The following is a 24,829-nucleotide window of genomic DNA, read 5'->3' as shown; positions in this document are numbered from 1 at the left end:
TGTGCTGTCAAAAACGTGAACGACGTAGTTGCATTGCAACTTAGTCATTTATTTTTTTACTGCAATGTATAAAATGGATGCCATGCAAACGCCGCAACCCAAAGTCTCTTTCAAGGAGCAGATGCATCAGGCCCGCGAGGATGCCATCCTCCAGTCCGCCTGCCGCCTGCTGGGCGAAAAAGCCTTCGACGCCATGACCATGGACGACGTGGCCAACGCCGTCGGTATCGCCAAGGCCAGCCTGTACAAGCATTTCTGCAGCAAGGAAGAGCTGTGCAGCGCCGCCATGGTGCAGATCCTGGGGCGCGTACAGGCTTATCTGGCAGGGTTGCCGGCCGACATGCCGCCGCTGGAAAAGCTGCATGCGCTGGTGCGCTGGTCGCTGGAGCGGCTGCTGACCAACGAGATGCCCCTGCTGCCCAGCCGCAACTCCACGCTGCGTGCGGTGCTCATGGCCAACAAGGACTACCTGAACGGACTGGTGGCCGTGAGCGACCAGATCGGCGAATGGATCACCCAGGCCCAGGCCCAGGGGGTGATCAGCCCCACGCTGCCACCGCTGGTCGTGCTGTACACCCTGTATGCGCGTGCGTGCGACCCGGTGGTGAGCTTCCTCAAGGAAGGCGGGCAGTACTCGGACGCCGAAATCGTGGACCTGGTGGTGCGCACCTGTTTTGACGGCCTGGCGGCGCGTTGAGCCGGGCGGCTTCATAGGCCACACAGCAAAAAGCCCGGCACGCCGGGCTTTTTGCTGTGTGGGTGCTGCGCCGGTGGGGCCAGGCAGCACCTGCGGTCCTGTCACTTGGGCAGGATCACCTTGTCCACCACGTGGATCACTCCATTGCTGGTGAACACGTCGGTGGCCACAATGCTGCTGGTGCGCATGTTCTGGTCGGTGATCACCAAGCTGGCGTTGATGGTGAAGGTCTGGCCCTGCACGGTGGTGATGGCGGTATTGACGGGCACTTCGGCCTTGAGCACGCGCGCGGGCACCACGTGGTAGGTCAGCACCTGGGTCAGCAGGGTCTTGTTGGCCAGCAGCGCGTCCTTGGTCACGCCCAGCTCGGTCAGCAGCGCAGCAAACGCGGCGTTGGTGGGGGCAAACACAGTGAAAGGGCCCGCGCCTTGCAGTGTGCTCACCAGGCCCGCGGCCACTACGGCCTCGACGAGGATGCTGAAGTCCGGCAGGGCCGAGGCCGTGGCCACAATGTCCTTGTCGGCGGGCAGCAGCACCTTGTCCACCAGATGCACCACGCCGTTGCTGGCCTGGATGTCGGTGCTGGTGATGGTGCTCACGCGGTTGCGGCCGTCGGTGATCTTCAGGCCGTTGTTCGACTCGATCTTGAAGAAGCCGCCCGACACCGGCGTGATCGCCTTGCCCAGAGGCACATCAGCCCGCATCACCTTGCTGCCCAGCACGTGGTAGGTCAGCACGGCGGTCAGCAGGGGCTTGTTGGCCAGCAGCGCTTCCTTGGTCACGCCCAGTTCGGTCAGCAACGCCGCAAACGCCGCGTTGGTGGGCGCGAACACGGTGAGCGTGCCTGTGCTCAGCGTGGGCGCCAGGCCTGCTGCGACCACGGCTTCGACCAGGATGCTCAGCTCGGGGGTGTTTTGCGCCAGCTCGACGATGTTGCGCTGGGGTTCGTCGTCGCTGCCCCCGCAGGCCTGCAACAGGGTGGTGCTGGCGCCCAGCGCGGCGGCCATCAGGACGGTGCGGCGATTGAATACGGTGTTCATGGCGGCTTCTCCTCGTGAATGGATGGTGGGTGAAAAGAGCGGTGGTGCCAGTGGCTTACTTGGGCATCAGCACCGTGTCGATCGCATGGATCACGCCGTTGCTGGCGGCCACGTCGGCGGCGATGACCTTGGACTGGTCGACCATCACGCCCATGTTGGTGGTGACGGTGAGTTCCTGGCCTTGCACGGTCTTGACCTTGCCCGCCTTCACATCCTTGGCCATGACCTTGCCGGGCACCACGTGGTAAGTCAGCACCTTGGTTAGTGCGGCCTTGTCAGCCAGCAGGCCGTCCAGCGTGGCCTTGGGGATCTTGGCGAACGCTTCGTCGGTGGGGGCAAACACTGTGAACGGGCCGGGGCCCTTGAGGGTGTCCACCAGACCGGCGGCCTGCACGGCGGCTACCAGGGTCTTGAAGTTGCCCGCCTTCACGGCGGTATCGACGATGTCTTGCGCCATGGCGCTGAAGGTGGCGCCAGCGGTCAAAGCGAGTGCAATCAGGGTCTTCTTCATGGGTCGTTCCTCTCGGTTTCGATGGAAATGACACGCCAAGATGGGCGTGGCGCGAATGTATAACCATTTGGTACGAAAGTAAACTGATTGGTTATTCAGTAACCCTTTAGTCGTAACGAGATGAAAAAAAGCCCTGCAAGGCAGGGCTTTGGGGTGGGCGTTGCGCCGTTGTGCGCTGTGGACCTGTGCGTTCAGCGAACGATCAGCAGCGGCACCTTGCTGTGGGCCAGCACCTGGGTGGTCACCGAGCCCATCACCAGCGTGGCGATGGCGCCATGGCCGTGCGAGCCCATGACCAGCAGGTCGAACTTGCCGGTGTCTGCCACCTTGGCAATGGTCTCGCCCACCGCGCCGACCTTGACGCTGCGCTTGGCATCCACCCCGTGGCGGCCCAGGAACTTGCACACCGGGGCGAGGATTTTTTCGGCTTCTTCAGCGTGGTAGTTGTCGACCACTTCCTTGCCCAGCGCGGCGCGTGCACGGGGAGGCAGCGGGGCCTGCACCGTCAGCACGGTGTAGGTGTGGGTGCCGCCCAGCAGTTCTTCGTGGGTGGCCAGGTAGGCCAGCATTTTCTTGGTGTAGGCGCTGCCATCGACAGCAAGCAGGATGTTCATGGTGTTCTCCGAAAAAGGATGAAGCAGACTACTCTGCGCGGGTGCCTGTTGTCTTGACCTGGGTCATGTTGTTCTGTTCGGCGCGTGGCGGATTCGTACGAACCGCGCACCGATCATACGGTGACCATGCAGCGCGGCTGAAACGCTATCTGCTCGCCCTTGCGCGCATAACCCAGCGGGTTGGCCACCACCCGGCACTGCCAGGCGGAGCCATCGCTGTGCGTGCCCTGGGCGGTGTAGTCGCTGGGCGCATGCAGGTGGCCGTGCAGCCACAGCGGGGTGTACATCAGCAGGTCGTCCAGCGCGTTGCAAAACCCCGCCGTGCCAGGCACCAGGCCGTAGCGGGGGTCGGCGCTGCGCAGGCTGGGCGCAAAGTGGGTGACAACCACGGTGGCACCGTCAAATGGCTGCTGCAGCGCATCGCGCAGCCACTGCTGGCAGACCAGCGCCTGATCGCGCATGGGTTCGGCCAGAAACGGCTCCGCGTGGCGCGTGCCACCGGTCTTGCGCAGGTAGAAGTTGGCCGCGCGAAAAGCCTTGTCGCGCAGCTTGAGCCGGCGCGTGAGGTCGGTGGTGCCTTCGTGGTCGGCCAGCGCGTCGAAATCGCTCCAGAGCGTCGTGCCGACAAAGCGCACGCCTTGCAGCACCAGGGTTTCACGTTCGAGCCACGCAATGCCCAGGCGGTCGCAGGTCCGGCGCAGCCGCAGGTGCGCGGCATCGAAGTCCTGGGCGTCGTACTCATGGTTGCCGGGCACAAACAGCACGGGGGTCGGCCAGCCTGCATATTGGGACAACGGCGAAAACCGGGCTAGGCCGAAGTCGTCGTCGTCCAGTTGAGAGCCCTGCTGGTAGGAGCCCACGTCCCCCGCCAGCACCAGCACATCCGCGCCAAGGGCGGGCTCGGGCACAAAGTAGGGGTGTGCCTCCAGATGGAGGTCGGACAAAAGCTGGATATTCATCAGCCGTGCAGTCTAAGGCGTGCCGTGCAGGTCCTGCCCCGGAAAGGTGCGCCGTGCTGACCGTGCAAGCGCCTGCAGCAGCCAGGTCATTGCAGCCTGCTGGGGGCCGCGCCGGCGCCACAGGGCATCCACGTGCACGGCGGGCACGTCCAGCGGCAAAGCCCGTTGCACCAAGGCGTCGGCGATGCCGGTCACTGGCACAAAGTGGCGCGGCAGCACGGTCAGCAGGTCCGAGCCCGACACCACCCGACCGGCCGTGAAGAATTGGTTGACCGTGATCACCACCTTGCGCTCGCGGCCCAGCGACGCCAGGGCTTCGTCGATGAAACCAAAGGGCCGGCCCGAAAAACTCACCAGCATGTGCCGCGCTGCACAGTATGTGTCCAGCGTCAGGGGCGCGTCGGCCAGAGGGTGGCCCTGGCGCATCACGCACACGTATTCGCCGTCGTACAGCCGGCGGCTTTCAAAGGCGACCACGCCGCCTGATTGCGCCCGCGCGGTGAGGTCGGCCAGTGCCGCTGGAAAGTAACCCACAGCCATGTCGGCCGCCTCTTCTTCGAGCAGACGCCGGGGGTCGCGCGTGGTCAGCGGCAGCACGCGGATGGAGATGCCGGGGGCTTCGCGCTCGATGATCTCCACCAGGGCCGGCACCAGCGTCGCCGCCGTGGCATCGGCCATCGCCAGCACAAAGGTGGACTCCGCCGTTGCCGGGTCAAAGTGCCCCGGCGCCAGGGACTCCTGCAAATGGGCCAGGGCCTCGCGCACGGGCGGCCACAGGGCCAGCGCACGTGGCGTGGGCTCCACCCCCTGGCCGCTGCGCACCACCAGTTCATCGCCCACCACATCGCGCAGGCGCCGCATGGCATTGCTGACGGCCGGCTGGGTGATAGACAGCTTGTGCGCGGCCCGGGTGAGGCTGCGCTCGGCCATCACCTCGTCAAAGACGCGCAGCAGGTTCAGGTCCAGGGAGCGGAAGTTCAGGGGAGTCATGGTCACCCGAGAGCATATTCATCACTGATATGAATATCAATGATTCAAAATATAAACTTGAACATGCAAAGGGTAAACCCTAATATCACCCCATCGCCCGGCAATCTCGCCACAAGCGTTAGAAAAGGGAAACCGAAATGACCGCCTTTGCACACGTTGAGTACCCCACCGAACACCCCGGCGTTGTCCGGGCCGAAAACGCAGCCGCCGCTCTGAAGAGCGCTGCCGCCCATTTTGACGGCGCGCGTGGCGCAGCCTCCCTGCTGTTGGCCGCCGTGGTCTCCGCGCTGCTGGTGGTGGCCAACCAAGTCATCGACACCTGGACCGAAGGCCACCTGCTGGCTGCCTGGATGGTGCTGTGGCTCGTGGCCTTTGCGGCCCTGGCGCTCCTGACCAGCCCCGCCCGCCGCGCCGGTGTTGCGCTGCGCGGCACTGCGCTGGCATGGGCTGAAAGCCGTCGCCGCGCTGCTGAAGATCAGCGCACCTGGCAAGTCGCCCTGAAGGACCCACGGATCATGGCTGAACTGAACCATGCCATGGGCATTCCCACTGTGAACAGCATCCGCAAGTACTACTGAAGCATTTTGCGCGGCGCACGCTGCGCAGAGACTCCCATTCAAAGCCGTGGCCAACGCCACGGCTTTTTTTATGCCCCGTTGCGCCCCGCGTGCAGTCTGTTCTTGCAGTGTCCGCACGAAAAAAAGCCGCCCCGCAAGGGCGGGACGGCTTTGAATGGTCAGCTTCCTTGACTGAATGTCGCAGCGTCAGGCTGCCAAACGCTTTTGCAGTTGCGCCTTGGTATCGAGCAGCGCCTTTGGCAGGTGGTAGGCCAGCTGTTCGAAGTGTGCATCGTGCAGCTTGAACTCTTCGGCCCAGGCCGCCTTGTCGATGCTGGTCACGGCGTCAAACTTGTGGGCGCTGAAGTCCAGGCCCGTCCAGTTGATCTCTGCGTACTGCGGGGCCACGCCGAACATGGTTTCCTGGCCTTGGGCCTGGCCTTCGATGCGGTCAATCATCCACTTGAGTACGCGCATGTTGTCGCCATAACCGGGCCAGACGAACTTGCCGGCCTCGTCCTTGCGGAACCAGTTCACGCAGAACACCTTGGGCAGCGCCTTGCCGGTGGCGGTAATCTTGCCTTCCATGTTGAGCCAGTGCTGGAAGTAGTCGCTCATGTTGTAGCCGCAGAACGGCAGCATGGCAAACGGATCGCGGCGCACCACGCCCTGGGCGCCAAACGCAGCGGCAGTGGTCTCGGAGCCCATGGTGGCAGCCATGTACACACCTTCGGTCCAGCTACGGGCTTCGGTCACCAGGGGCACCGTGGTCGAGCGACGGCCGCCGAAGATGAAGGCATCGATGGCCACGCCATTGGCGTCATCCCACTGGGCGTCCAGTGCGGGGTTGTTGGTGGAAGCCACCGTGAAGCGCGAGTTGGGGTGGGCGGCCTTGGCGCCAGTTTCCTTGGCGATCTGGGGCGTCCAGTCCTTGCCTTGCCAGTCGATCAGGTGGTCGGGCAGCTTGCCGGTGTCCTTTTCCATGCCTTCCCACCACACGTCGCCGTCGTCCGTCAGGGCCACGTTGGTGAAGATCACGTCCTTGTCCAAGCTGCGCATGCAGTTGGGGTTGGTGTGCATGTTGGTGCCGGGGGCCACGCCAAAGTAACCTGCCTCGGGGTTGATGGCGTACATCTTGCCGTCGGCATGGGGCTTGATCCAGGCGATATCGTCACCGATGGTGGTGACCTTCCAGCCAGCAAAGCCCGCCTCGGGCGGCACCAGCATCGAGAAGTTGGTCTTGCCGCAGGCGCTGGGGAAGGCTGCTGCCACGTGGTATTTCTTGCCTTGGGGGTTGGTCACGCCCAGGATGAGCATGTGTTCGGCCAGCCAGCCTTGGTCGCGGCCCATGGTGGACGCGATGCGCAGGGCCAGGCACTTCTTGCCCAGCAGCGCGTTGCCGCCGTAGCCCGAGCCATAGGACCAGATCTCGCGCGTTTCGGGGTAGTGCACGATGTACTTGACCTTGGGGTTGCAAGGCCAGCTGGTCGTGTCCTTCTCGCCTTCGGCCAGGGGCGCGCCCACGGTGTGCATGCAAGGCACGAACTCGCCTTCCACACCCAGCACGTCGTACACGGCCTTGCCCATGCGGGTCATCAGGCGCTGGTTCACGGCCACGTAGGCGCTGTCGGTCAGCTCCACGCCGATGTGGGCGATGTGGCTGCCCAGTGGGCCCATGCTGAACGGCACCACGTACATGGTGCGGCCCTTCATGCAGCCGTCAAACAGTGGCTGCAGCGTGGCGCGCATTTCAGCGGGAGCCATCCAGTTGTTAGTGGGGCCGGCGTCTTCCTTGGCGGCCGAGCAAATGTAGGTGCGGTCTTCCACACGGGCCACGTCCGATGGATCGGACCAGGCCAGGAAGCTGCCGGGGCGCTTGGCGGGGTTCAGCTTCTTGAAGGTGCCGGCATCGACCAGCTGCTGGCACAGGCGGTCGTACTCTTCCTTGGAGCCATCGCACCAGTAGATGCTGTCGGGTTTGCACAGGGCGGCCATGTCGGCCACCCAGGCGAGCAGCCGGGCGTTTTTGACGTAAGCGGGGGCGTTGAGATTCAGGCCCTGCATCGTGGGTGCGTTCATCGGGGAGCTTCCTAAGTTGAAAAAACGTTTTTTCAAAGGAAGCGGACCGGGCGGGTCACGGCGAGGCCTGGCGCAGTTGCGGTGCTGAGCGCTGCCTTTGAAAAAACGGCTTTCGTGCTCAGTCGGCGGGCGGGAGCGTGTGTCAGCCCCACGGGTGGAGGCTAGTTCCACGGATTCCGCGGGTCGGCTGGGATGTCAATTTTATGAATCTGCCGCCGGTTTGTCTGTCAGACAGGGGTCAAAACCATGCAAAAATAACATAGGTTTATGCATGATTCTAGCCCCATATCCCTGGGCTCTGGGGCTAGGCGGTCGTGGCACCGCTCCAGCGCTCATAGCCGCTTTTGCGCAGCGCGCAGGCCGGGCAGGTGCCGCAGCCATAACCCCAGGCATGCAGCGTGTCGCGCACGCCGTGGTAGCAGGTGTGCGAATCGTTCACGATCAGATCGACCAGCGCCTGCCCGCCCAGCGACCGGGCCAGTTCCCAGGTCTCGGCCTTGTCCAGCCACATCAGTGGGGTATCGAAGGTGAAACGCTGTCCCATGCCCAGCGACACCGCGACCTGCAGCGCCTTGAGCGTGTCGTCACGGCAGTCGGGGTAGCCCGAAAAGTCGGTCTCACACATGCCGCCCACCAGGGTGTGCAGGCCACGCCGGTAGCCCACGGCGGCCGCCAGCTGGAAGAACAGCAGGTTGCGCCCGGGCACAAAAGTGTTGGGCAGGCCGGCGGCGGTCATCTGGATCTCGGTGTCGCTCGTCAGCGCCGTGTCGCTGATGTGGCCCAGGACCGCCAGGTCCAGCATGTGGTCATCGCCCAGCCGGGCGTTCCACTGTGGAAACTGCGCGCGCAGCGATGACAGCACCGTCTGCCGCGCCTGCAGTTCGATATGGTGGCGCTGGCCATAGTCAAAGCCGATGGTTTCGACATGGGCAAAGTTCTCCAGAGCCCAGGCCAGGCAGGTGGTGGAGTCTTGGCCTCCGGAAAAGAGGACGAGTGCGTGTCCGGGTCTCATGGGGGTTCTCCAGGTCAAACGAGGGCGGGAGTGGGGGCTGGACGAAAAAAAGCCCCGCACTGCGGGGCTGTGGTGGAGGCCTGCCGGAGCGGTCAGGCCATCATCACGGCGATGAATGCCAGCAGGAACATCATGATGCCGCCCACCACCGGCAGCACCACGGGGACCACGTGAACGACGTTTTCCACAGGGTCGTTCGATGGTGTTGCGGGGGCGTGCGAGGTGTTGTGGTCAGACATGGTGGGCTCCAGATGCTTAAAACTTGCGCAATTCTAGCCGCGAGAACCTGTGCAGGGGCAAAACCCTGTGGTCTCTATGAACAGGCTCTCAGATCAGGTCGGCCTGCATGCCCGCCGTGCGGAGCTGTCCCAGCACCTCATCCACATGGGGCTTGCCCCGGGTTTGCAGCACCAGTTCGATCTCCACGTTCTGCGCGGCCAGCATGGTGAAGGCGCGCTGGTGGTGCACTTCCTCGATGTTGGCGCCCGCGTCGGCCACGGTGGCGGTGATGCGCGCCAGCACGCCGGGCACATCGCGTGCGCTGACCTTGATGCGCGCCAGGCGCCCCGAGCGCACCATGCCGCGCTCGATGATGGCCGCCAGCAGCAGCGGGTCGATGTTGCCGCCACACAGCACCAGGCCCACGCGCTTGCCCTGGAAGCGTTCGGGGTAGCGCACCAGCGCCGCCAGGCCGGCGGCGCCTGCGCCTTCGACCAGGGTCTTTTCGATCTCCAGCAGCATCAGCACCGCCTGCTCGATGTCGCCTTCGTCCACCAGCACCAGGTCGTCCACCAGGCGCTTGACGATCTCTTGCGTGATCTTGCCCGGCGTGCCCACGGCAATGCCTTCGGCGATAGTGGATGTTCCCTGCGGGTGGTGCGTGCCCTTGACGGCGTTGACCATGGCCGGGAAGCGTGCGGTCTGCACACCAATGACCTCGATGCCGGGCTTGATCGCCTTGGCCGCCGTCGCCACGCCCGAGATCAGCCCGCCACCGCCCACGGCGATCACCAGGGCGTCCAGGTCGGGTACGGCCTGCAGCATCTCCAGGCCCAGCGTGCCCTGGCCGGCGGCCACGCCTTCATCGTCATACGGGTGCACAAAGGTCAGGCCCTGCGCGTCCGCCAGCGCATAGGCGTGGGCGCGGGCTTCTTCCAGCGTGTCGCCATGCAACACCACCTCGGCACCAAACCCGCGCGTGCGCTCTACCTTCACGCCGGGGGTGAAGCGCGGCATCACGATCACTGCGCGCAGGCCCAGGCGCTGCGCGTGGTAAGCCACGCCCTGGGCATGGTTGCCGGCGCTCATGGCCACCACACCCCGCGCACGCTCCTCGTCCGTCAGCAGCGTGAGCCGGTTGCAGGCGCCGCGCTCCTTGAAGGACGCGGTGAACTGCAGGTTCTCGAACTTGAGGAAGACCTGCGCGCCCACGATCTGCGAGAGCGTCTTGGATTCCACACAGGGGGTGTCCAGCACCTGGCCTTGCAGGCGGGTGGCGGCGTCGCGGATGTCTTGAAGGGTCAGCATGGGCCGATTGTGGCGCAACGCGGGCCGGGGGAGCACCGTGGCGGGTGCCGGGCAAGAAAATGAATGAAAAGTGCCGCAAGCGCCAGAAATTCATGCGCTGAATGCTATCAATTTTGATTACCTATTTGAGGCCCAGCCTGCGCGCCAGTTTGTGCAGGTTGCTCGCGTCCACCTCCAGCGCACGCGCGGCCTGGGCCCAGTTGCCATGGTGGCGGGCGAGGGCCTGCGTGATGGTGTGCCGCTGGCAGGCATCTACGGCGTCGCGCAGCGGGCCCTCGGCGGTGGCGGGGGTGGGCGAAGTGGTGGCCACTGCGGGAGTGCCGGCGTCCAGAGGGTTATGGGCCACGCTGGCGGCGTCGGCGTCCAGGTCGAGCAGTGCAGGCTCCAGCGTCACGATGTCAGCCCGGTTCACGCCGCGGCTCAGGGCCTTGAGGGCGGCGCGGCTGACCACATGCTCCAGCTCGCGGATGTTGCCGGGCCAAGGGTAGCGGCGCAGTGCGTCCTGTGCGCTGGCAGACAAGCGCAGGCTGCGCAGGCCCAGGCGCGCACGGTTCAGCTCGAGAAACCGGCCCGCGAGCAGCAGCACATCGTTGCCGCGTTCGCGTAGCGGCGGGATAGGCACGGGGTACACCGACAGCCGGTGGTACAGGTCGGCGCGGAATGCACCGTCGCGCACCTGCTCGCGCAGATTGCGGTTGGTGGCGGCGATCACGCGCACGTCCACACGGCGCGGGCGGTCGGCGCCCAGGCGCTGGATCTCGCCGTTCTGCAGCGTGCGCAGCAGCTTGGCCTGCACGGCCAGCGGCAGCTCGCCCACCTCATCAAGGAACAGCGTGCCGCCCTCGGCCGCCTCAAAGCGCCCGGGGCGGTCCGTCACTGCTCCTGAGAACGCGCCGCGCACATGGCCGAAGAGTTCGCTCTCGGCCAGCGACTCGGGCAGGGCCGCGCAGTTCACATGCACCAACGGCTTGGCGCGGCGCGTGGATTGGCGGTGCAGCAGGCGTGCAAACAGCTCCTTGCCCACACCGGTTTCGCCCAGCAACAGCACCGGCAGGTCCGAGCCCGCCACCACCGTGAGCTCGTGCAGCAGACGCAGCAAGGGTTCGCTCTGGCCTACGATCTCCATGTCGCCATCGCCCGCGCGGGTGGTGCGCTCGTCGTCGGCGCTGCGGGTGTGGGGGGCGCTGCGCAGCGCCTGCACCTCTCGCTCCAGCCGCGAGATGCGCACGGCCGCCTCCACCAGCACCTTGCAGTCGGCCAGCGCGGCACGTGCGGCCGCGCCAAAGGTGCCGGTCTGCAGTGCGTCTAGCGTCAGCACACCCCAGGGCTGGCCGTCCACCCACAGGCTCACGCCCATGCAGTCGTGCACGGGCAGGGGCTCGCCCACCAGGGTGTCGAGCAGGCCGTCGTAGGGGTCGGGCAGGGTGCTGTCGTGGTCGAAGCAGGTCACCTCGCGCCGCGCCAGGATGGCCGCGAGCCGGGGGTGCTGGCCGACCGCAAAACGCCGGCCCAGCGCCTCGCGCACCAGGCCCTCCACGGCCACGGGGCGCAGGTGGTCTTCTTCCAGCTGCAGCAGGGCCACGGCGCCGCATTGAAAGCGCGTGCGCAGGTGGTCGGCCAGCCGCTGCAGGCGCACGGCCTGGGGCAGGTCGGTGGCTAGGTCGGCCAGCAGGGGGCTATCGTCCATGGTGATATTTACCTTTAATGGGTGAATTAAACCCCATTAAGGAATGGTCAAAAAAACCATGACTGGTGTAAGTGGTTGATTTGATAGGCCTGCGACCCTGGCCCGGCGCTTGCGATGTGGGCAGTGACACCGATTCACTCGTTCAGAAAAGCCATGACCACAAAACCCCGACCCCATGCCGTCAGCGCACGCTGGCGCCGCCCTTTCGTTGTTGTTCTCTTGAAGCAGGAGGCCCGCCATGGGTAACTACCGCAAGCTCTGGTTCACGCTGATTGGCGTGCTCATCGTCACCTTCAGCCTGCTGGGCTACTACGGCGCCGAGGTCTACCGCACCGCGCCGCCCATCCCCGCCAAGATCGCCACGGCCGGGGGCGAAGTGCTCTACACCCACGACAGCATCCTCGACGGTCAGACCGCCTGGCAGTCGGTGGGCGGTATGCAACTGGGTTCCATCTGGGGCCACGGCGCGTACCAGGCACCCGACTGGACGGCCGACTGGCTGCACCGCGAGCTGCTCAACTGGCTTGACGTCGCGGCCGAGCGCGCGCACGGCAAGCCGTTTGCCGACATCGACGCCGCCGCCCAGGCCGTGCTGCGCGACCGCATGAAGACCGAGTACCGCACGAACACCTACAACCCGGAGACGGGAGTGGCCACCGTGTCTTCGGTGCGGGCCGACGCGATCGCGATGACGGCGCTGTACTACGACCAGCTCTTCAGCGATGCCCCCGCACTGCACAAGACGCGCGAACATTTCGCGATGAAGGAGAACACCCTGCCCAGCGCCGAGCGGCGCGCGCAGATGATGGGCTTCTTCTTCTGGACGGCCTGGGCCGCCGCCACCGAGCGGCCTGGCAAGGATGGGGGATCCGGTGCAACGTACACCAACAACTGGCCCCACGAGCCGCTGATCGGCAACCAACCCACGGCCGAGAACATGGTCTGGTCGGTGATGAGCGTGGTCGTGATGATGGCGGGCGTGGGCTTCCTTGTGTGGGGCTGGTCCTTCCTGCGCAAACACGACGAGGTGGAGCCCACGCCACCCCAGCACGACCCGCTCTCGCGCGTGCCGCTCACGCCGTCGCAGCGCGGGCTGGGCAAGTATTTGTTCCTCATCGTCGCGCTGTTCAGCTTCCAGGTGATGTTGGGCGGCTTCACGGCCCACTACACGGTGGAGGGCCAGCAGTTCTACGGCATCAACGTGTCGCAGTGGTTCCCGTATTCGCTGGTGCGCACCTGGCACATCCAGAGCGCGCTGTTCTGGATCGCCACGGGCTTCCTGGCGGCCGGCCTGTTCCTCGCGCCGCTCATCAACGGCGGCAAGGACCCGGCTTACCAGAAGCTGGGCGTGGACATCCTGTTCTGGGCGCTGGTCGTGGTTGTGGTGGGCTCGTTCGTCGGCAACTACCTGGCCATCGCGCAGATCATGCCGCCCGAGTGGAACTTCTGGCTCGGCCACCAGGGCTATGAATACGTGGACCTGGGCCGCCTGTGGCAGATCGGCAAGTTCACCGGCATCGCCTTCTGGCTGGTGCTCATGCTGCGTGGCATCGTGCCGGCGCTGCGCACCCCCGGCGGCGACAAGAACCTGCTGGCGCTGCTGACGGCATCGGTGGTAGCCATCGGCCTGTTCTACGGCGCGGGCTTCTTCTACGGCGAACGCACGCACCTCTCGGTGATGGAGTACTGGCGCTGGTGGGTGGTGCACCTGTGGGTCGAGGGCTTCTTCGAAGTCTTCGCCACCACGGCGCTGGCCTTCATCTTCTCCACGCTGGGGCTCGTGTCGGTGCGCATGGCCACCACGGCCAGCCTGGCCTCGGCCTCGCTGTTCATGCTGGGCGGCGTGCCTGGCACCTTCCACCACCTGTATTTTGCGGGTACCACCACACCGGTGATGGCGGTAGGCGCAGCCTTCAGCGCGCTCGAAGTGGTGCCCCTGGTCGTGCTCGGCCACGAGGCCTGGGAACACTGGCGCCTGCAGCACCGGACGCCCTGGATGGCCCGCCTGCGTTGGCCGCTGATGTGTTTTGTGGCCGTGGCCTTCTGGAACATGCTGGGCGCGGGCGTCTTCGGATTCATGATCAACCCGCCCATCTCGCTGTACTACGTGCAGGGCCTGAACACCACGCCGGTGCATGCCCACGCTGCGCTGTTCGGTGTCTACGGCTTCCTGGCGCTGGGCTTCACGCTGCTGGTGCTGCGCTACATCCGCCCGCAATTGGTGTTCAGCGAACGGCTCATGAAGACGGGATTCTGGTGGCTCAACGCGGGCCTGGTGCTGATGATCGCCACCAGCCTGCTGCCCATCGGCTTGTTCCAGTTCCACGCCAGCGTGAGTGAAGGCCTGTGGTACGCCCGGGGCGAGGCCTTCATGCAGCAGCCCTTCATCCAGACGCTGCGCTGGGTGCGCACCTTCGGCGACGTGGTCTTCATCGTGGGTGCGCTGGCCATGGCCTGGCAGGTTGTGAGCGGCGTGTTTGGCTCGCGGGCACCGGCAGCCACCGCAGGGACCTACCTGGCGGAGGCCCGCCGCTGATCCGTGCCACGCGCTGCTGCCATCACCCTCGGCGGCAGCGCAGGCCCTTCATTCATCCCACAAGGACTGACCATGAACCTCGACAAATTCAAGCACCAGCACACCGACATCCTGCGCAGCATCGCCACCTTGCGCACCCTGGCCCAGGCGGGCGTGGAGGCCAATGCCAGCGCCATCGCGCAGGGCATCGTGGCGATGAGCGGCACCATCAAGCTGCACCTGGCCGTGGAAGACCAGGTGCTGTACCCCGCACTGCGGCGCGGCGGCAACGCCGAACTGGCGCGCCTGGGCCGCCAGTACCAAAGCGAGATGGCATCGATTGCCAGCGCCTACGACGCGTTTGCGCGCCGCTGGAACACCGCCGAGGCCGTGCGCCGCGATGCCCAGGGCTTTCGCAACGAGGCCAACGTGGTGCTGCGGCGTGTGTTCGAGCGCATGCAGCGCGAAGACCATGACTTCTATCCGCGCATCGAGGAAGAGGAGGCCATCGCCTGCGCTTGAAAGACGAAATACCCGCGCGTACCAGGATTTCCCCCCATCCATCGGTAGGGCCTTTGGGCACCTTCCTTCACCGGCCTGACAGGCCGGTTTTTTTTGACCTTGGCATCTGTCGCTGGTTTCTTAGAGCCTTCGACAGAGGGTCAGCCCTGCTGGCTGACCCTCAGCACCTCGGTGCCATACGCCTCCAGCTTCTTCGCCCCCATCCCGCTGATGCCCTGCAGGTCGTCCAGCGATGTGGGGTTGCGCTCGGCAATGGCTGCCAGCGCGGCGTCATGAAAGATCACATACGCGGGCAGGTTGTGCTCGCGTGCCACCTCGGCGCGCCAGGCCTTGAGGTTGATGAAGCGCACCTGTGCATCGGGTCCCAGGTTGGCAGCGGCGGCCGGGGGGGCACTGCCTTTGCGCGTGCGCTTGGCGGGGGCGGACGACACCGATTCGCGCAGCTGCACCGGCACTTCGCCCTTGAGCACCGCGCGCGAGCCCTCGGTGAGGCACAGCGTGTCAAAGCTGTGGCCGCTGTCCAGCATCACCTTCTGTAAGCCTAACGCGCCGGTGGCGATCAGCTGGCGCAGCACGCCGCGCAGCTGGGGCTCTGTCAGGTCCGCACCAATGCCGAAGGTGGAGATTTTTTCGTGCCCGAACTGCGCCACCTTCTCTGTTTTCTTGCCGCGCAATATGTCCATGATGTGCCCCGTGCCAAAGCTGATGCCGCTGGCCTGGTTCACGCGGTAGATGGTGGACAGCAGCTTGCGTGCCGCATCCGTGGCGTCCCACACCGCCGGTGGGTTCAGGCAGTTGTCGCAGTTGCCACAGGGCGTGGACTGCTCGCCAAAGTAGGCCAGCAGCCGCACGCGGCGGCAGTCGGTGGCTTCGGCCAGCGCCAGCAGCGCATCGAGCTTGCCGCGCAGCGCCTGCTTGAACTCTTCGCCCGCCGGGCTCTCGTCGATCATGCGGCGCTGGTTGACCACGTCGTTCAGGCCATAGGCCATCCAGGCGTCGGCGTTCAGCCCGTCGCGGCCTGCACGGCCCGTTTCCTGGTAGTAGCCCTCGATGTTCTTGGGCATGTCCACGTGGGCCACAAAACGCACATCGGGCTTGTCGATGCCCATGCCGAACGCAATGGTGGCCACCATCACGATGCCTTCCTCGCGCAGGAAGCGGTCCTGGTTCTTCTGGCGCACTTTCGTGTCCAGCCCCGCGTGGTAAGGCAGGGCGGTGATGCCCGCGTCGCTCAGCGTGGCGGCCAGCTCTTCCACGCGCTTCCTGGACTGGCAATACACCACGCCGGCCTCGCCCGCATGCTCGCGTTCGATGAAGCGCAGCAGCTGGGTGGTGGCGTCCTTCTTCTCGACAATCGTGTAGCGGATGTTGGGCCGGTCAAAGCTGCTGATGAACAGGCGCGCGTCTTCGAGCTGCAGGCGCTCGATGATGTCGGCCCGTGTGAGGTCGTCGGCCGTGGCCGTGAGCGCAATGCGTGGCACGCCCGCATAGCGCTCGTGCAGCACCGTGAGCGCGCGGTATTCGGGGCGAAAGTCGTGGCCCCACTGGCTCACGCAGTGCGCCTCGTCGATGGCAAACAGCGAGAGGTGACCGCCTTCGTACAGGCTATCGAGCAGGCCCAGAAAACGCGGCGTATTCAGCCGCTCGGGCGCGGCGTACAGCAGGGTGATGTCGCCAGTCTGCAGGCGCAACTCCACATCCTGTGCCTCATCAAAACTCAGCGTGGAGTTCAAAAAGGCCGCATCTACCCCCGCCTCGTGCAGTGCCCCTACCTGGTCGTGCATCAGCGCGATCAGCGGAGAGACCACGATGGTCACCCCGCGCCCCTGCCGCTGGCGCACGATGGCCGGCACCTGGTAACACAGGCTCTTGCCGCCGCCGGTGGGCATGAGCACCAGCGCATCGCCACCGGCGATCACGTGCTCAACAATGGCCTGCTGCGGGCCGCGAAACTGCTCGTAGCCAAAAACGTCCTGCAAAACGGCATGGGCAGGGGACAGCGCGGGAGACGGGCGAGAGGACAAGCGGATACTCTGAAATAGATAGCTGCAAGCGCATATAAATCAAGCGCTTGGTGCCGATACGGCCAGTATTTTCTGGCGCGCCAGGGCTTGGCCCTGAGCGCGGCAGGCGCATATTGTGCGCTGCAAGGGCGCAGGGGCCGCACTTTCTACAATAGGGGCCTATGCAAGCCCTCCACTACACGCGCGCTGCGCAACTGCCCGACATCCTCGCCCAACGCATCGTCATCCTCGACGGCGCCATGGGCACCATGATCCAGCGCTTCAAGCTGGGCGAGGCGCAGTACCGGGGCGAGGGCTACACCGGGCCAGATGGTGCGGGGGACCGGTTCAAGGACTTTGCCTACGACGTGAAGGGCAACAACGAGCTGCTCAGCATCACCCGGCCCGACGTGATCCGGGATATCCACGAGCGGTATCTGGCAGCTGGCGCCGACCTCATCGAGACCAACACCTTCGGCGCAACCACTGTGGCGCAGGAGGACTACCACATGGCCGAGCTGGCGCGCGAGATGAACCTGCGCTCGGCCCAGCTGGCGCGCGCCGCTTGCGACAAATACAGCACGCCCGACAAGCCCCGCTTCGTGGCCGGCGCCCTTGGCCCCACGCCCAAGACGGCCAGCATCAGCCCCGATGTGAACGACCCCGGTGCGCGCAACATCGACTTTGAAACCCTGCGCGCTGCCTACTACGAGCAGACCGAGGCGCTGGTCGAAGGCGGCGCCGACGTGCTGCTGGTCGAGACCATCTTCGACACCCTGAACGCCAAGGCGGCGCTGTTCGCGATTGACGAGTTCTTTGAAAAGAGCGGCGAGCGCCTGCCGCTCATCATCAGCGGCACCGTGACTGACGCCTCGGGCCGTATCCTGTCGGGCCAGACGGTCACGGCCTTCTGGCACAGCGTGCGCCACTCGCGCCCGCTGGCCATTGGCCTGAACTGCGCCCTGGGCGCCACGCTGATGCGCCCCTACATCCAGGAGCTGAACCGGGTGGCCGAGGACACCTTCATCAGCTGCTACCCCAACGCCGGCCTGCCCAACCCCATGAGCGACACCGGCTTTGACGAAACGCCCGAGATCACCAGCCGCCTGGTGCACGAGTTTGCGGCCGAGGGGCTGGTCAACATCCTGGGCGGCTGCTGCGGCACCACGCCAGACCACATTGGCGCCATTGCCAAGGCGGTGGCCGATGTGCCCACTCGCAAGATGTTCTACCCCGCAGAAGCCTGAATTTGAGTCGAATTGGCTGCTAGCGCCTGTTCCATATGCGCTGGTAGCTATAAAAATAGTAGTCAATGCCGTACCAGCGCAGTGCGGCAGCCCATTGCAAGGCGCCGCTGGGTGCGGCAACCTTGCAATCCCCCCTTCATTGCGCCATCCCGTTTCGCCGTCTGGTCCGTCCATTCCATGCTTGATACCGCCACCCCGCCCGCCTCTTCCTTTGTGGAGGGCGACGACGACGCTGCCGCAGCGGCTGCCAAGGCTGCCGCCCACGCCGCGCTCAAGCTCGAAAAGCGCCTGGTGCGCCAGGTGGCCCAGGCCATCACCGACTTTGGTCTGATCGAAGACGGCGACAAGGTCATGGTCTGCGTCTCGGGCGGCAAGGACAGCTATGCCATGCTCGACGTGCTGCGCATGCTGCAGCAGCGCAACGGCCACAAGTTCGAGCTGATCGCCGTCAACCTCGACCAGAAGCAGCCCGGCTTTCCGGCCCACGTGCTGCCGGAGTATCTGACGCAGGTCGGCGTGCCCTTTCACATCGAAACGCAGGACACCTACAGCGTCGTCAAGGAGCACATCCCCGAAGGCAAGACCATGTGCAGCCTGTGCAGCCGCCTGCGCCGGGGCATTCTGTACCGCGTGGCCGACGAGCTGGGCTGCACCAAGATTGCGCTCGGCCACCACCGCGACGACATGCTGCAGACGTTCTTTTTGAACATGTTCTTCGGCGGCAAGCTCAAGGGCATGCCGCCCAAGGTGCAGAGCGACCGGGGCGACCACCTCATCATCCGCCCGCTGGCCTACGTGGCCGAGGACGACCTCACGCGCTGGGCCGAGCACCGCCAGTTCCCCATCATCCCCTGCACCCTGTGCGGCAGCCAGGAGAACCTGCAGCGCAAGCAGATCGGCCAGATGCTGCGCGACTGGCAGCAGCTCTACCCCGGCCGCATCGAGAACATGGCCGTGGCGCTGCGCAACCTGGTGCCCTCGCACTTCATGGACCCGCGCCAGTTCGACTTCAAGGGGTTGGTACCCAACGGCGTGGCCGACGCCGATGGTGACAAGGCCTTTGACGCCGAAGAACTGCCTGCGCAGGCCGTGGGCATGCTCGCGGGCCTGCCCCTGATGCCCCGCTGAACCCGACCCCCGACGATTTTTAGATTGGGCCACCCCATGACCACGCTCAAAGCCCCCGAACTCCTCCTGCCTGCTGGCTCGCTCGACAAGATGCGCGCCGCCTACGACTTTGGCGCCGACGCGGTGTACGCCGGCCAGCCGCGCTACTCGCTGCGCGCGCGCAACAACGAGTTCCGCCTGGAGCAGATCAAGCAAGGCATTGACGAAGCCCACGCACGCGGCAAGAAGTTCTTTGTGACGAGCAACCTGATTGCGCACAACGACAAGATCCGCACCTACCTGCGCGACATCGAGCCCGTGATCGACTGCCAACCCGACGCGTTGATCATGGCCGACGCGGGCCTGATCATGATGGTCAAGGAAAAGTGGCCCGAGCAGGTGGTGCACCTCTCGGTGCAGGCCAACACCACCAACTGGGCGGCGGTGAAGTTCTGGCAGAAGATGGGCGTGGAGCGCGTCATCCTCTCGCGCGAACTGAGCCTGGACGAGATCGAAAAGATCCGCCAGGAATGCCCTGACATGGAGCTGGAAGTGTTCGTGCACGGCGCGCTGTGCATTGCGTACTCGGGCCGCTGCCTGCTCAGCGGCTACTTCAACCACCGCGACCCCAACCAGGGCACCTGCACCAACGCCTGCCGCTGGAACTACGCCACGCACGACGCCGACATCGACCCCACCACGGGCGAAGCCATTGCGCAAAAAATGGAAGGTGACTTCAACTTCGAGGCCGCGCAGCAGAAGGCGGAACAATCGTTTGCCTCCACCACCGGCAACGGCGAGCGCCACCCCAAGGCCGACAAGGTCTACCTGATCGAAGAAGCGGGCCGCCCTGGGCAGATGATGCCCATCATGGAAGACGAGCACGGCACCTACATCATGAACAGCAAGGACCTGCGTGCGGTGGAGCACGTGGCGCGCCTGGCGCAGATCGGCGTGGACTCGCTCAAGATCGAAGGCCGCACCAAGAGCCTGTACTACGTGGCCCGCACCGCCCAGGTCTACCGCCGCGCGATTGACGATGCCGTGGCGGGCCGCCCCTTCAACCCCGAGCTGCTGATCGAGCTGGAAGGCCTGTCCAACCGCGGCTACACCGGCGGCCTGCTGGAGCGCCGCCCCAGCAACGACTACCAGAACTACATCAACGGCCACTCGGCCACGCAGCGCAGCCAGTATGTGGGCGAGGTGCTGGGTGCCGAAGGACAGGCCGATGTGGGGCTGTCTGGAGACTGGGTACAGGTCGAAACCAAGAACCACTTTGCCGTGGGTGACCTGATTGAAGTGGTGCACCCCAGCGGCAACACTACGGTGCGCCTGCAAGAGATGCGCAATGTGGAAGGCCAGCCCGTGCAGGTCGCCCAGGGCAGCCCGGTGCGCGTTTGGATCCCGCTGCCCGCGCGCTACAGCGGCGCGCTGCTGGCGCGGGTGATTGAATCGCAACCGCCTGCTGCAGCGGCAGAGCCTGCATTGGCGGTGTAACTCTCTCGCAGGGGCTGGAGCATGAAGACCTTGGTGCACGCCACACGGCCTCGCCACTGGACCATGGCTGCTTTACTGGGCGCAGTTCTCGTAGGCCCGGTCAATGCCCAGACGCCGGCTGTGGCGCCCGCCAAGCAGCGTTATGTGCAGGGCTCGTGGGTCAACCTGCGCGATGCTGCCCAGTCGCAGGCGCGCATCGTGGCCCAGGTGCCCGCCAACACCGTGCTGCAGCAGCTCACCGAGCGCGACGGCTGGTGCGCCGTGCTTTACACGGGCGATGCGCGCCTGGGCCCGCCTTTGCCTGAGCCCCTGCAAGCCCATGTGGCCTGCAACCTGCTGGCCGACCAGCCCCTGACCCTGGCCCAGGCGGGCAAGGACGCCGCCCGCGCCTTCTGGGTGGCGCCGTCCGCCAACCGCATGCGGGCCTATGGCAACGCCCTGCCGCGCCCGGCTGCCTTGCAGCTGCCCGCGCTGGCGAAAAGCCACACGCCCCGGATGCCCGTGCAGTACCCCCTGCGCCCCGAATGGGAGGCTGCCAAAAAGCTCATGCGCGGCGGCGTGTTGCTGCGGCCCGAGCAGGAGATCGACCGGGGCCGCCCCGTCAACCCGCTGGACAACTTGAAGCTGGCCACCCGCGCCGTGGACCATATCCCGGCCGTGGCGCCCCTGGCATCCGCCCCCACGCTGCCTGCCATTGCTCCGTCGTACTTCCGCAGCCACACCAGCGTGGCCCTGCTGCACGAGACCGAGGCCGACGGCATCGCGGCCGTGGCGAGCAGCCGCATTGCCGTGGAGCCCACCGCTGTGCCCTATGGCAGCTTCAACCGCCACAGCGGACCCGAGATCGAGTTCATGACCGGCTTCTGGGACGTGGGCGGTGCCGATCTGGCCTTTGCCCCGGCGCTCACGCTGTACGCGATCACGCACCAGGGCCTGGTGGGCGCCCGCACCATGGAGCGGCGGTATTGGGACATCAGCAATGCAGACCACTATTGCGGCGGCCACTACCCGGGCAAGGGCTTTGACGACCCGCGAAACGATGAGACCACTGCCGTGCGCGGCTATGCCAAGGTGTCAGAGTCGGCCGACGTGCTGGTGCGCCTGGTGGTGCCCGGCAGGCTGCCGCCCGATGCGGTGAAGGTGCGCTCCAGGCGCTATGCCACCAGCTGGATGATGCCCGCCGACCCGCCCTACCGGCCCCAGCCCGAGCGCAAGAAAACAGCGGTGACGGTGCACGAGATCGACCTGGACCGCGACGGCGTGGCGGACATCCTGCGCATCGACACCCCCTCGCCGGGCGGCATGAGCTTTGAGCCCATCTTTGAATGGCGCTGGTACCTCAATATCAACGGCCAGTGGTTTCCGGCGGGGTATTGGGTGGATCAGGAGTGCACGTGAGGGGAGGCTGCTGGACAACGTTCGGCTGGGAGCAGCAGTCGGCGAGCCAGTGTCACCGTCCAATTCAATGCTTGAATGTTATTTTTCTCTTCAATTGAAGTTTGCCGCGCACTATGCGGTGAAAGCGGCGGTTCCAATTGACGTGGCCATTGACCGTTGTACTAACCTGCGACGCAGGCTGAACCTTTGGGGCAACGCCAGCGAGGCTCAATGGCATCGCTTCTTGGCCAGAGTTCAAAGCACAGGCAGTGACCATGCTGCCCAACTCGCCTTGTGCGCCGAGTACCAGCGGCCCCACTCCTACCCCGAACTCGAACGGTCGTTTGGCTGCTTCTCGTACGACCCGCCCGATGCCACCGGTACCTTGCGCATCCACTTTCTACCGCCAAGTGGACTCAATTCCAGTCCATTGGCCGTTGAGAACGTCGGCGCGAGGATGTCAGACCTGCGCGACTTGTTTGCACATGTTCAGCGAGGTGCGCCAATGGCTACAACAGTGCGTGGCGTTTCGTGGCTCTACAACCTTCACGCCTACAGGCGGCTCTTTCCTCTGGCCTATAGCGCATCAGTGCAAGCTGTGCGGTTTCCATTGCATTTGAATGGGAGTTCAACCTGGGGCCAGGTCTTGAACTGGCGACAGGAAGTGAAAGCGGCTGTGCGGGATCAATTGTTGGCTCGCCTTGATGACATGAGCGTTGAAACTCCCTGGGAGATTTTTCCGCTCCAGGCCAAGGTCGCCACGAGCCCGATTGATGTGCTTTATGAGCAGTTCAGCTGAGTACTGCTGAACGTCGGGCATGGCTCTCATCCGTCTGCCAGCGGATCTGCACGGCGCCTCCCTCTTATCGCTGCCCTGGCTGACGCAACAACGCCCCCAACACCAGCGCCTCGGCCACCACTTCCAGCCCTTCTTCCAGCGTGGCCAGAAGGGATGGCAGCTCGGGCAGGCGGGGCCAGCGCGCTTGCACTTCGGGCCATTGGTCCACACCAATCGCCAGCCAGCCCACAGCCAGGCCCGCCCACAGCAGGGCGCGGGTGCCGGTGTGTAGCAAGGCGCGGTGCAGCCAAGCCATGGTGAGCAGGCCCACCACCGCCACGGCCAGCATGGGGGCTTCGCGCACGGGGGCCCAGCGGCAGGCGTCCGTCCATTCATGGCAGCGGAACTTCCACAGCTCGTGCAGCATGAACTGCTCGTCCAGCGCCAGTACAAAAAACGAGAGCGCCAGCCAGGCGCCCAGCTGCTGGGGCAGGGCGCGGTCCCCCACCATCCGCAGGGCCGTGATGCTGAGCGCCAGCAGCAGCGCGCTCGACAGCCACGACACCGGCGAGCCGTCCGAGCGGAAGGCGCGCTCCCACTGCGGCGCATACATCCACCCACTGAACAGCAGGAAGCCCAGCACGGCCATCAGCAGTGCAGGCGCAACCCCGGTGTGGGGCGTGGGGTGGCGATCAACAAGGCGCGAGCGGGCGGTGGTGTGCGGGTGCATGGCGGGGAGGTGGCTGCGCACTGAGAGGCAAGGCGGCGGGCGGTGGAACCGGATTGTGGGCAAAAAGTGCCGGTAGCGCAGGACTTTATTGCACCTTTTGCTATGTAGTTGATAGCTGATGCGCGCGGCAGGCCTGCCCGCACCATGGCCTGTTCACGCCGGACGAATCACTACAGAATCGGACATCCATTCCCCAGGCAACCCGGCATGACCCTCCCGATCGATCCGTCCCGCACGGCACTGCCGCCCGTGGCCCAGTTCCTGGCCGAGGCGGCGCTGCAGCGGCAGACGGCGTTGCTGGGGCTGGACAAGCCCAAACCTGCTTTACCCGCCGCACCCTCGCCGTTGCCCACGGCAGACCCCAGCGCGCCGCCGCCCTCGGTCACCTCACCCAGTCCGCCCGGCGGGCCGCTGCCCACACCGGCGGACCAGGCCAGCATCTCGCCCCAGGCGCGCGAACAGTTGGCGGCGGGCTTCGACCCGCGCCGGGCGGGCGGGGCCGATGGCCGCTTGCAGGGCGCAAGGGGTGAGGGGGCCGCGCGGGCCTCGCCACCGGGGGCATCGGCGCTGCCCCGTGGCGCAACCCCGGCTACGTCTGGCAATGTCGCGGCGTCCGCTGCCTCCGCCACAAGTGGCACGGCCTGGCCCGCGTCGGGCCTCAGCGCACCGCTGCTGCGGATGGTGAGTGCCCTGGTGGCGCAGGTCACTGCCCAGGCTGGAGTGCCGCAGCGCGTGGTGGCCGCGCAGCCCTGGCCCATCGGCATGGCGCAGGCGCTGGAGAGCGGCGCGCTGGATGCCGACCAGCCGCCGCTGCAAACCTGGCTGGTGCGCCAGGGCGTGGTGTCGACCCCCGAGGGGCCGCGCGGGCTGGCGCTCACCTTGCGTGCCCCGGTGCCGTGGCTGGCGGCCCAGGCGTCACCTGCCGCTGCGGGCGCGGCGGCGGCGCAAGTCAGCGCAAGCCTGGGCGCGGGCGCCACCGCTGCGGGCGGCGCGCTGCAGGTGCCTTTTGCGGGCGGTGGCCAGGCGTTGCAATCGGGGGTGATGGCCTTGGTGTTGCAGGGCATGGATGCTGCCGCGCCGCGCACCAGCGCGCTGCTGGTGCTGGACCTGCAGCCGCAACTGGCTGCCACCGTGTATGGCCGGGACATGCTGCAGCAGACCACCGGCCGCCTGGATCCCTGGACCCAGATGGCCGTGCTGCAGGCCAGCGGCCAGGTGCCGCGCGAGGACGAGCGTGCGCGCAACGGGGCATCGGGCCTGTGCGAGACGGTGGGCTGCCCCTACGCCGCGCGGGCCGAGTGCGTGCAGCCCTTCTGCCTCGCGATGCGCGGCGTGTTGCCTCCCGAGCCCGTGGGGCCAGCGCCGTCTGCCTGAGGGCGC

The 24,829-nt window shown here is 65.8% G+C and carries 22 protein-coding genes; 10 read left to right on the top strand and 12 right to left on the bottom strand.

What is annotated here, in order from left to right:
• Window positions 1–73 precede the first annotated feature (73 nt).
• Complete coding sequence (locus CLU87_RS20185; protein WP_082522288.1) at window positions 74–697, top strand: TetR/AcrR family transcriptional regulator; 624 nt, start codon at window positions 74–76, stop codon at window positions 695–697.
• A 101-nt stretch (window positions 698–798) separates the two neighbouring features.
• Here the strand turns inward: CLU87_RS20185 and CLU87_RS20180 are convergent, their stop codons facing one another.
• The 5 genes from CLU87_RS20180 to CLU87_RS20160 all read right to left on the bottom strand — a co-directional run bounded on the left by CLU87_RS20180 (window position 799) and on the right by CLU87_RS20160 (window position 4,811).
• Window positions 799–1,737, bottom strand: a complete 939-nt coding sequence (locus tag CLU87_RS20180) for a fasciclin domain-containing protein (RefSeq protein WP_099731587.1) — start codon at window positions 1,735–1,737, stop codon at window positions 799–801.
• Window positions 1,738–1,792: 55 nt separating this feature from the next.
• Window positions 1,793–2,248: a fasciclin domain-containing protein gene (locus tag CLU87_RS20175; protein ID WP_056057084.1), complete on the bottom strand. Its 456-nt coding sequence runs from the start codon at window positions 2,246–2,248 to the stop codon at window positions 1,793–1,795.
• A 191-nt stretch (window positions 2,249–2,439) separates the two neighbouring features.
• Complete coding sequence (locus CLU87_RS20170) at window positions 2,440–2,862, bottom strand: universal stress protein (RefSeq protein WP_015011999.1); 423 nt, start codon at window positions 2,860–2,862, stop codon at window positions 2,440–2,442.
• 113 nt (window positions 2,863–2,975) lie between these two features.
• On the bottom strand, window positions 2,976–3,821 hold the full coding sequence (locus CLU87_RS20165; RefSeq protein ID WP_099731586.1) for a metallophosphoesterase: 846 nt from the start codon (window positions 3,819–3,821) through the stop codon (window positions 2,976–2,978).
• A gap of 12 nt (window positions 3,822–3,833) precedes the next feature.
• Window positions 3,834–4,811 carry a LysR family transcriptional regulator gene (locus CLU87_RS20160; RefSeq protein ID WP_015012001.1) on the bottom strand — a complete coding sequence of 326 codons (978 nt, stop codon included), beginning with the start codon at window positions 4,809–4,811 and terminating at the stop codon, window positions 3,834–3,836.
• 137 nt (window positions 4,812–4,948) lie between these two features.
• Here CLU87_RS20160 and CLU87_RS20155 point away from each other — a divergent pair, with 137 nt between their 5' ends.
• Window positions 4,949–5,389, top strand: a complete 441-nt coding sequence (locus CLU87_RS20155; RefSeq protein WP_056057089.1) for a hypothetical protein — start codon at window positions 4,949–4,951, stop codon at window positions 5,387–5,389.
• Window positions 5,390–5,575: 186 nt separating this feature from the next.
• Here CLU87_RS20155 and CLU87_RS20150 read toward each other — a convergent pair whose 3' ends face one another.
• The 5 genes from CLU87_RS20150 to norR all read right to left on the bottom strand — a co-directional run bounded on the left by CLU87_RS20150 (window position 5,576) and on the right by norR (window position 11,673).
• Window positions 5,576–7,447 carry a phosphoenolpyruvate carboxykinase (GTP) gene (locus tag CLU87_RS20150; RefSeq protein WP_099731585.1) on the bottom strand — a complete coding sequence of 624 codons (1,872 nt, stop codon included), beginning with the start codon at window positions 7,445–7,447 and terminating at the stop codon, window positions 5,576–5,578.
• Window positions 7,448–7,751: 304 nt separating this feature from the next.
• The gene (queC, locus tag CLU87_RS20145; RefSeq protein WP_099731584.1) at window positions 7,752–8,459 is read right to left on the bottom strand and encodes a 7-cyano-7-deazaguanine synthase QueC; all 708 of its coding nucleotides are present in this window, start codon (window positions 8,457–8,459) and stop codon (window positions 7,752–7,754) included.
• 92 nt (window positions 8,460–8,551) lie between these two features.
• Entirely contained in the window at window positions 8,552–8,698 is a 147-nt protein-coding gene (locus CLU87_RS23375; RefSeq protein WP_165836532.1) for a hypothetical protein, read from the bottom strand.
• A gap of 88 nt (window positions 8,699–8,786) precedes the next feature.
• Window positions 8,787–9,986, bottom strand: a complete 1,200-nt coding sequence (locus CLU87_RS20140) for a threonine ammonia-lyase (RefSeq protein ID WP_099731583.1) — start codon at window positions 9,984–9,986, stop codon at window positions 8,787–8,789.
• A gap of 121 nt (window positions 9,987–10,107) precedes the next feature.
• Window positions 10,108–11,673 carry a nitric oxide reductase transcriptional regulator NorR gene (gene norR / locus CLU87_RS20135; RefSeq protein WP_099731582.1) on the bottom strand — a complete coding sequence of 522 codons (1,566 nt, stop codon included), beginning with the start codon at window positions 11,671–11,673 and terminating at the stop codon, window positions 10,108–10,110.
• 238 nt (window positions 11,674–11,911) lie between these two features.
• Between norR and CLU87_RS20130 the strand changes: the two genes are divergently transcribed.
• Together CLU87_RS20130 and CLU87_RS20125 are read left to right on the top strand one after the other, a co-directional pair.
• Entirely contained in the window at window positions 11,912–14,209 is a 2,298-nt protein-coding gene (locus tag CLU87_RS20130; protein WP_099731581.1) for a nitric-oxide reductase large subunit, read from the top strand.
• Window positions 14,210–14,281: 72 nt separating this feature from the next.
• The gene (locus CLU87_RS20125; RefSeq protein WP_099731580.1) at window positions 14,282–14,710 is read left to right on the top strand and encodes a hemerythrin domain-containing protein; all 429 of its coding nucleotides are present in this window, start codon (window positions 14,282–14,284) and stop codon (window positions 14,708–14,710) included.
• Between the two features lie 140 nt (window positions 14,711–14,850).
• Here CLU87_RS20125 and recQ read toward each other — a convergent pair whose 3' ends face one another.
• Entirely contained in the window at window positions 14,851–16,710 is a 1,860-nt protein-coding gene (gene recQ, locus CLU87_RS20120; RefSeq protein ID WP_099732267.1) for a DNA helicase RecQ, read from the bottom strand.
• Between the two features lie 185 nt (window positions 16,711–16,895).
• Here recQ and CLU87_RS20115 point away from each other — a divergent pair, with 185 nt between their 5' ends.
• The 5 genes from CLU87_RS20115 (at window position 16,896) to CLU87_RS20095 (ending at window position 22,740) form a co-directional block, all read left to right on the top strand.
• Window positions 16,896–17,960: a homocysteine S-methyltransferase family protein gene (locus CLU87_RS20115; protein ID WP_056057104.1), complete on the top strand. Its 1,065-nt coding sequence runs from the start codon at window positions 16,896–16,898 to the stop codon at window positions 17,958–17,960.
• Window positions 17,961–18,137: 177 nt separating this feature from the next.
• Window positions 18,138–19,088 (top strand): tRNA 2-thiocytidine(32) synthetase TtcA, encoded by a 951-nt coding sequence (gene ttcA, locus CLU87_RS20110; RefSeq protein WP_099731579.1) that lies wholly within the window; start codon window positions 18,138–18,140, stop codon window positions 19,086–19,088.
• 36 nt (window positions 19,089–19,124) lie between these two features.
• A complete protein-coding gene (yegQ, locus tag CLU87_RS20105) occupies window positions 19,125–20,564 on the top strand; it encodes a tRNA 5-hydroxyuridine modification protein YegQ (protein WP_099731578.1) in 1,440 nt (479 codons plus the stop codon).
• A gap of 21 nt (window positions 20,565–20,585) precedes the next feature.
• A complete protein-coding gene (locus tag CLU87_RS20100) occupies window positions 20,586–21,962 on the top strand; it encodes an SH3 domain-containing protein (protein ID WP_233193827.1) in 1,377 nt (458 codons plus the stop codon).
• Between the two features lie 67 nt (window positions 21,963–22,029).
• Window positions 22,030–22,740, top strand: coding sequence for a hypothetical protein (locus CLU87_RS20095; protein ID WP_099731577.1), 711 nt, complete (start codon window positions 22,030–22,032; stop codon window positions 22,738–22,740).
• Window positions 22,741–22,804: 64 nt separating this feature from the next.
• Here CLU87_RS20095 and CLU87_RS20090 read toward each other — a convergent pair whose 3' ends face one another.
• Window positions 22,805–23,449 carry a hypothetical protein gene (locus CLU87_RS20090; protein WP_099731576.1) on the bottom strand — a complete coding sequence of 215 codons (645 nt, stop codon included), beginning with the start codon at window positions 23,447–23,449 and terminating at the stop codon, window positions 22,805–22,807.
• Window positions 23,450–23,656: 207 nt separating this feature from the next.
• Between CLU87_RS20090 and CLU87_RS20085 the strand changes: the two genes are divergently transcribed.
• Window positions 23,657–24,823, top strand: a complete 1,167-nt coding sequence (locus CLU87_RS20085; protein ID WP_099731575.1) for a hypothetical protein — start codon at window positions 23,657–23,659, stop codon at window positions 24,821–24,823.
• Window positions 24,824–24,829: the final 6 nt, after the last annotated feature.

The sequence above is a fragment of the Acidovorax sp. 59 genome (genome assembly GCF_002754175.1).
GTDB classification, from domain to species: Bacteria; Pseudomonadota; Gammaproteobacteria; order Burkholderiales; family Burkholderiaceae_C; genus Acidovorax; species Acidovorax delafieldii.
The sequence above is the reverse complement of the archived record's forward strand: the minus strand, read 5'-3'. Positions and strand labels throughout refer to the sequence as shown.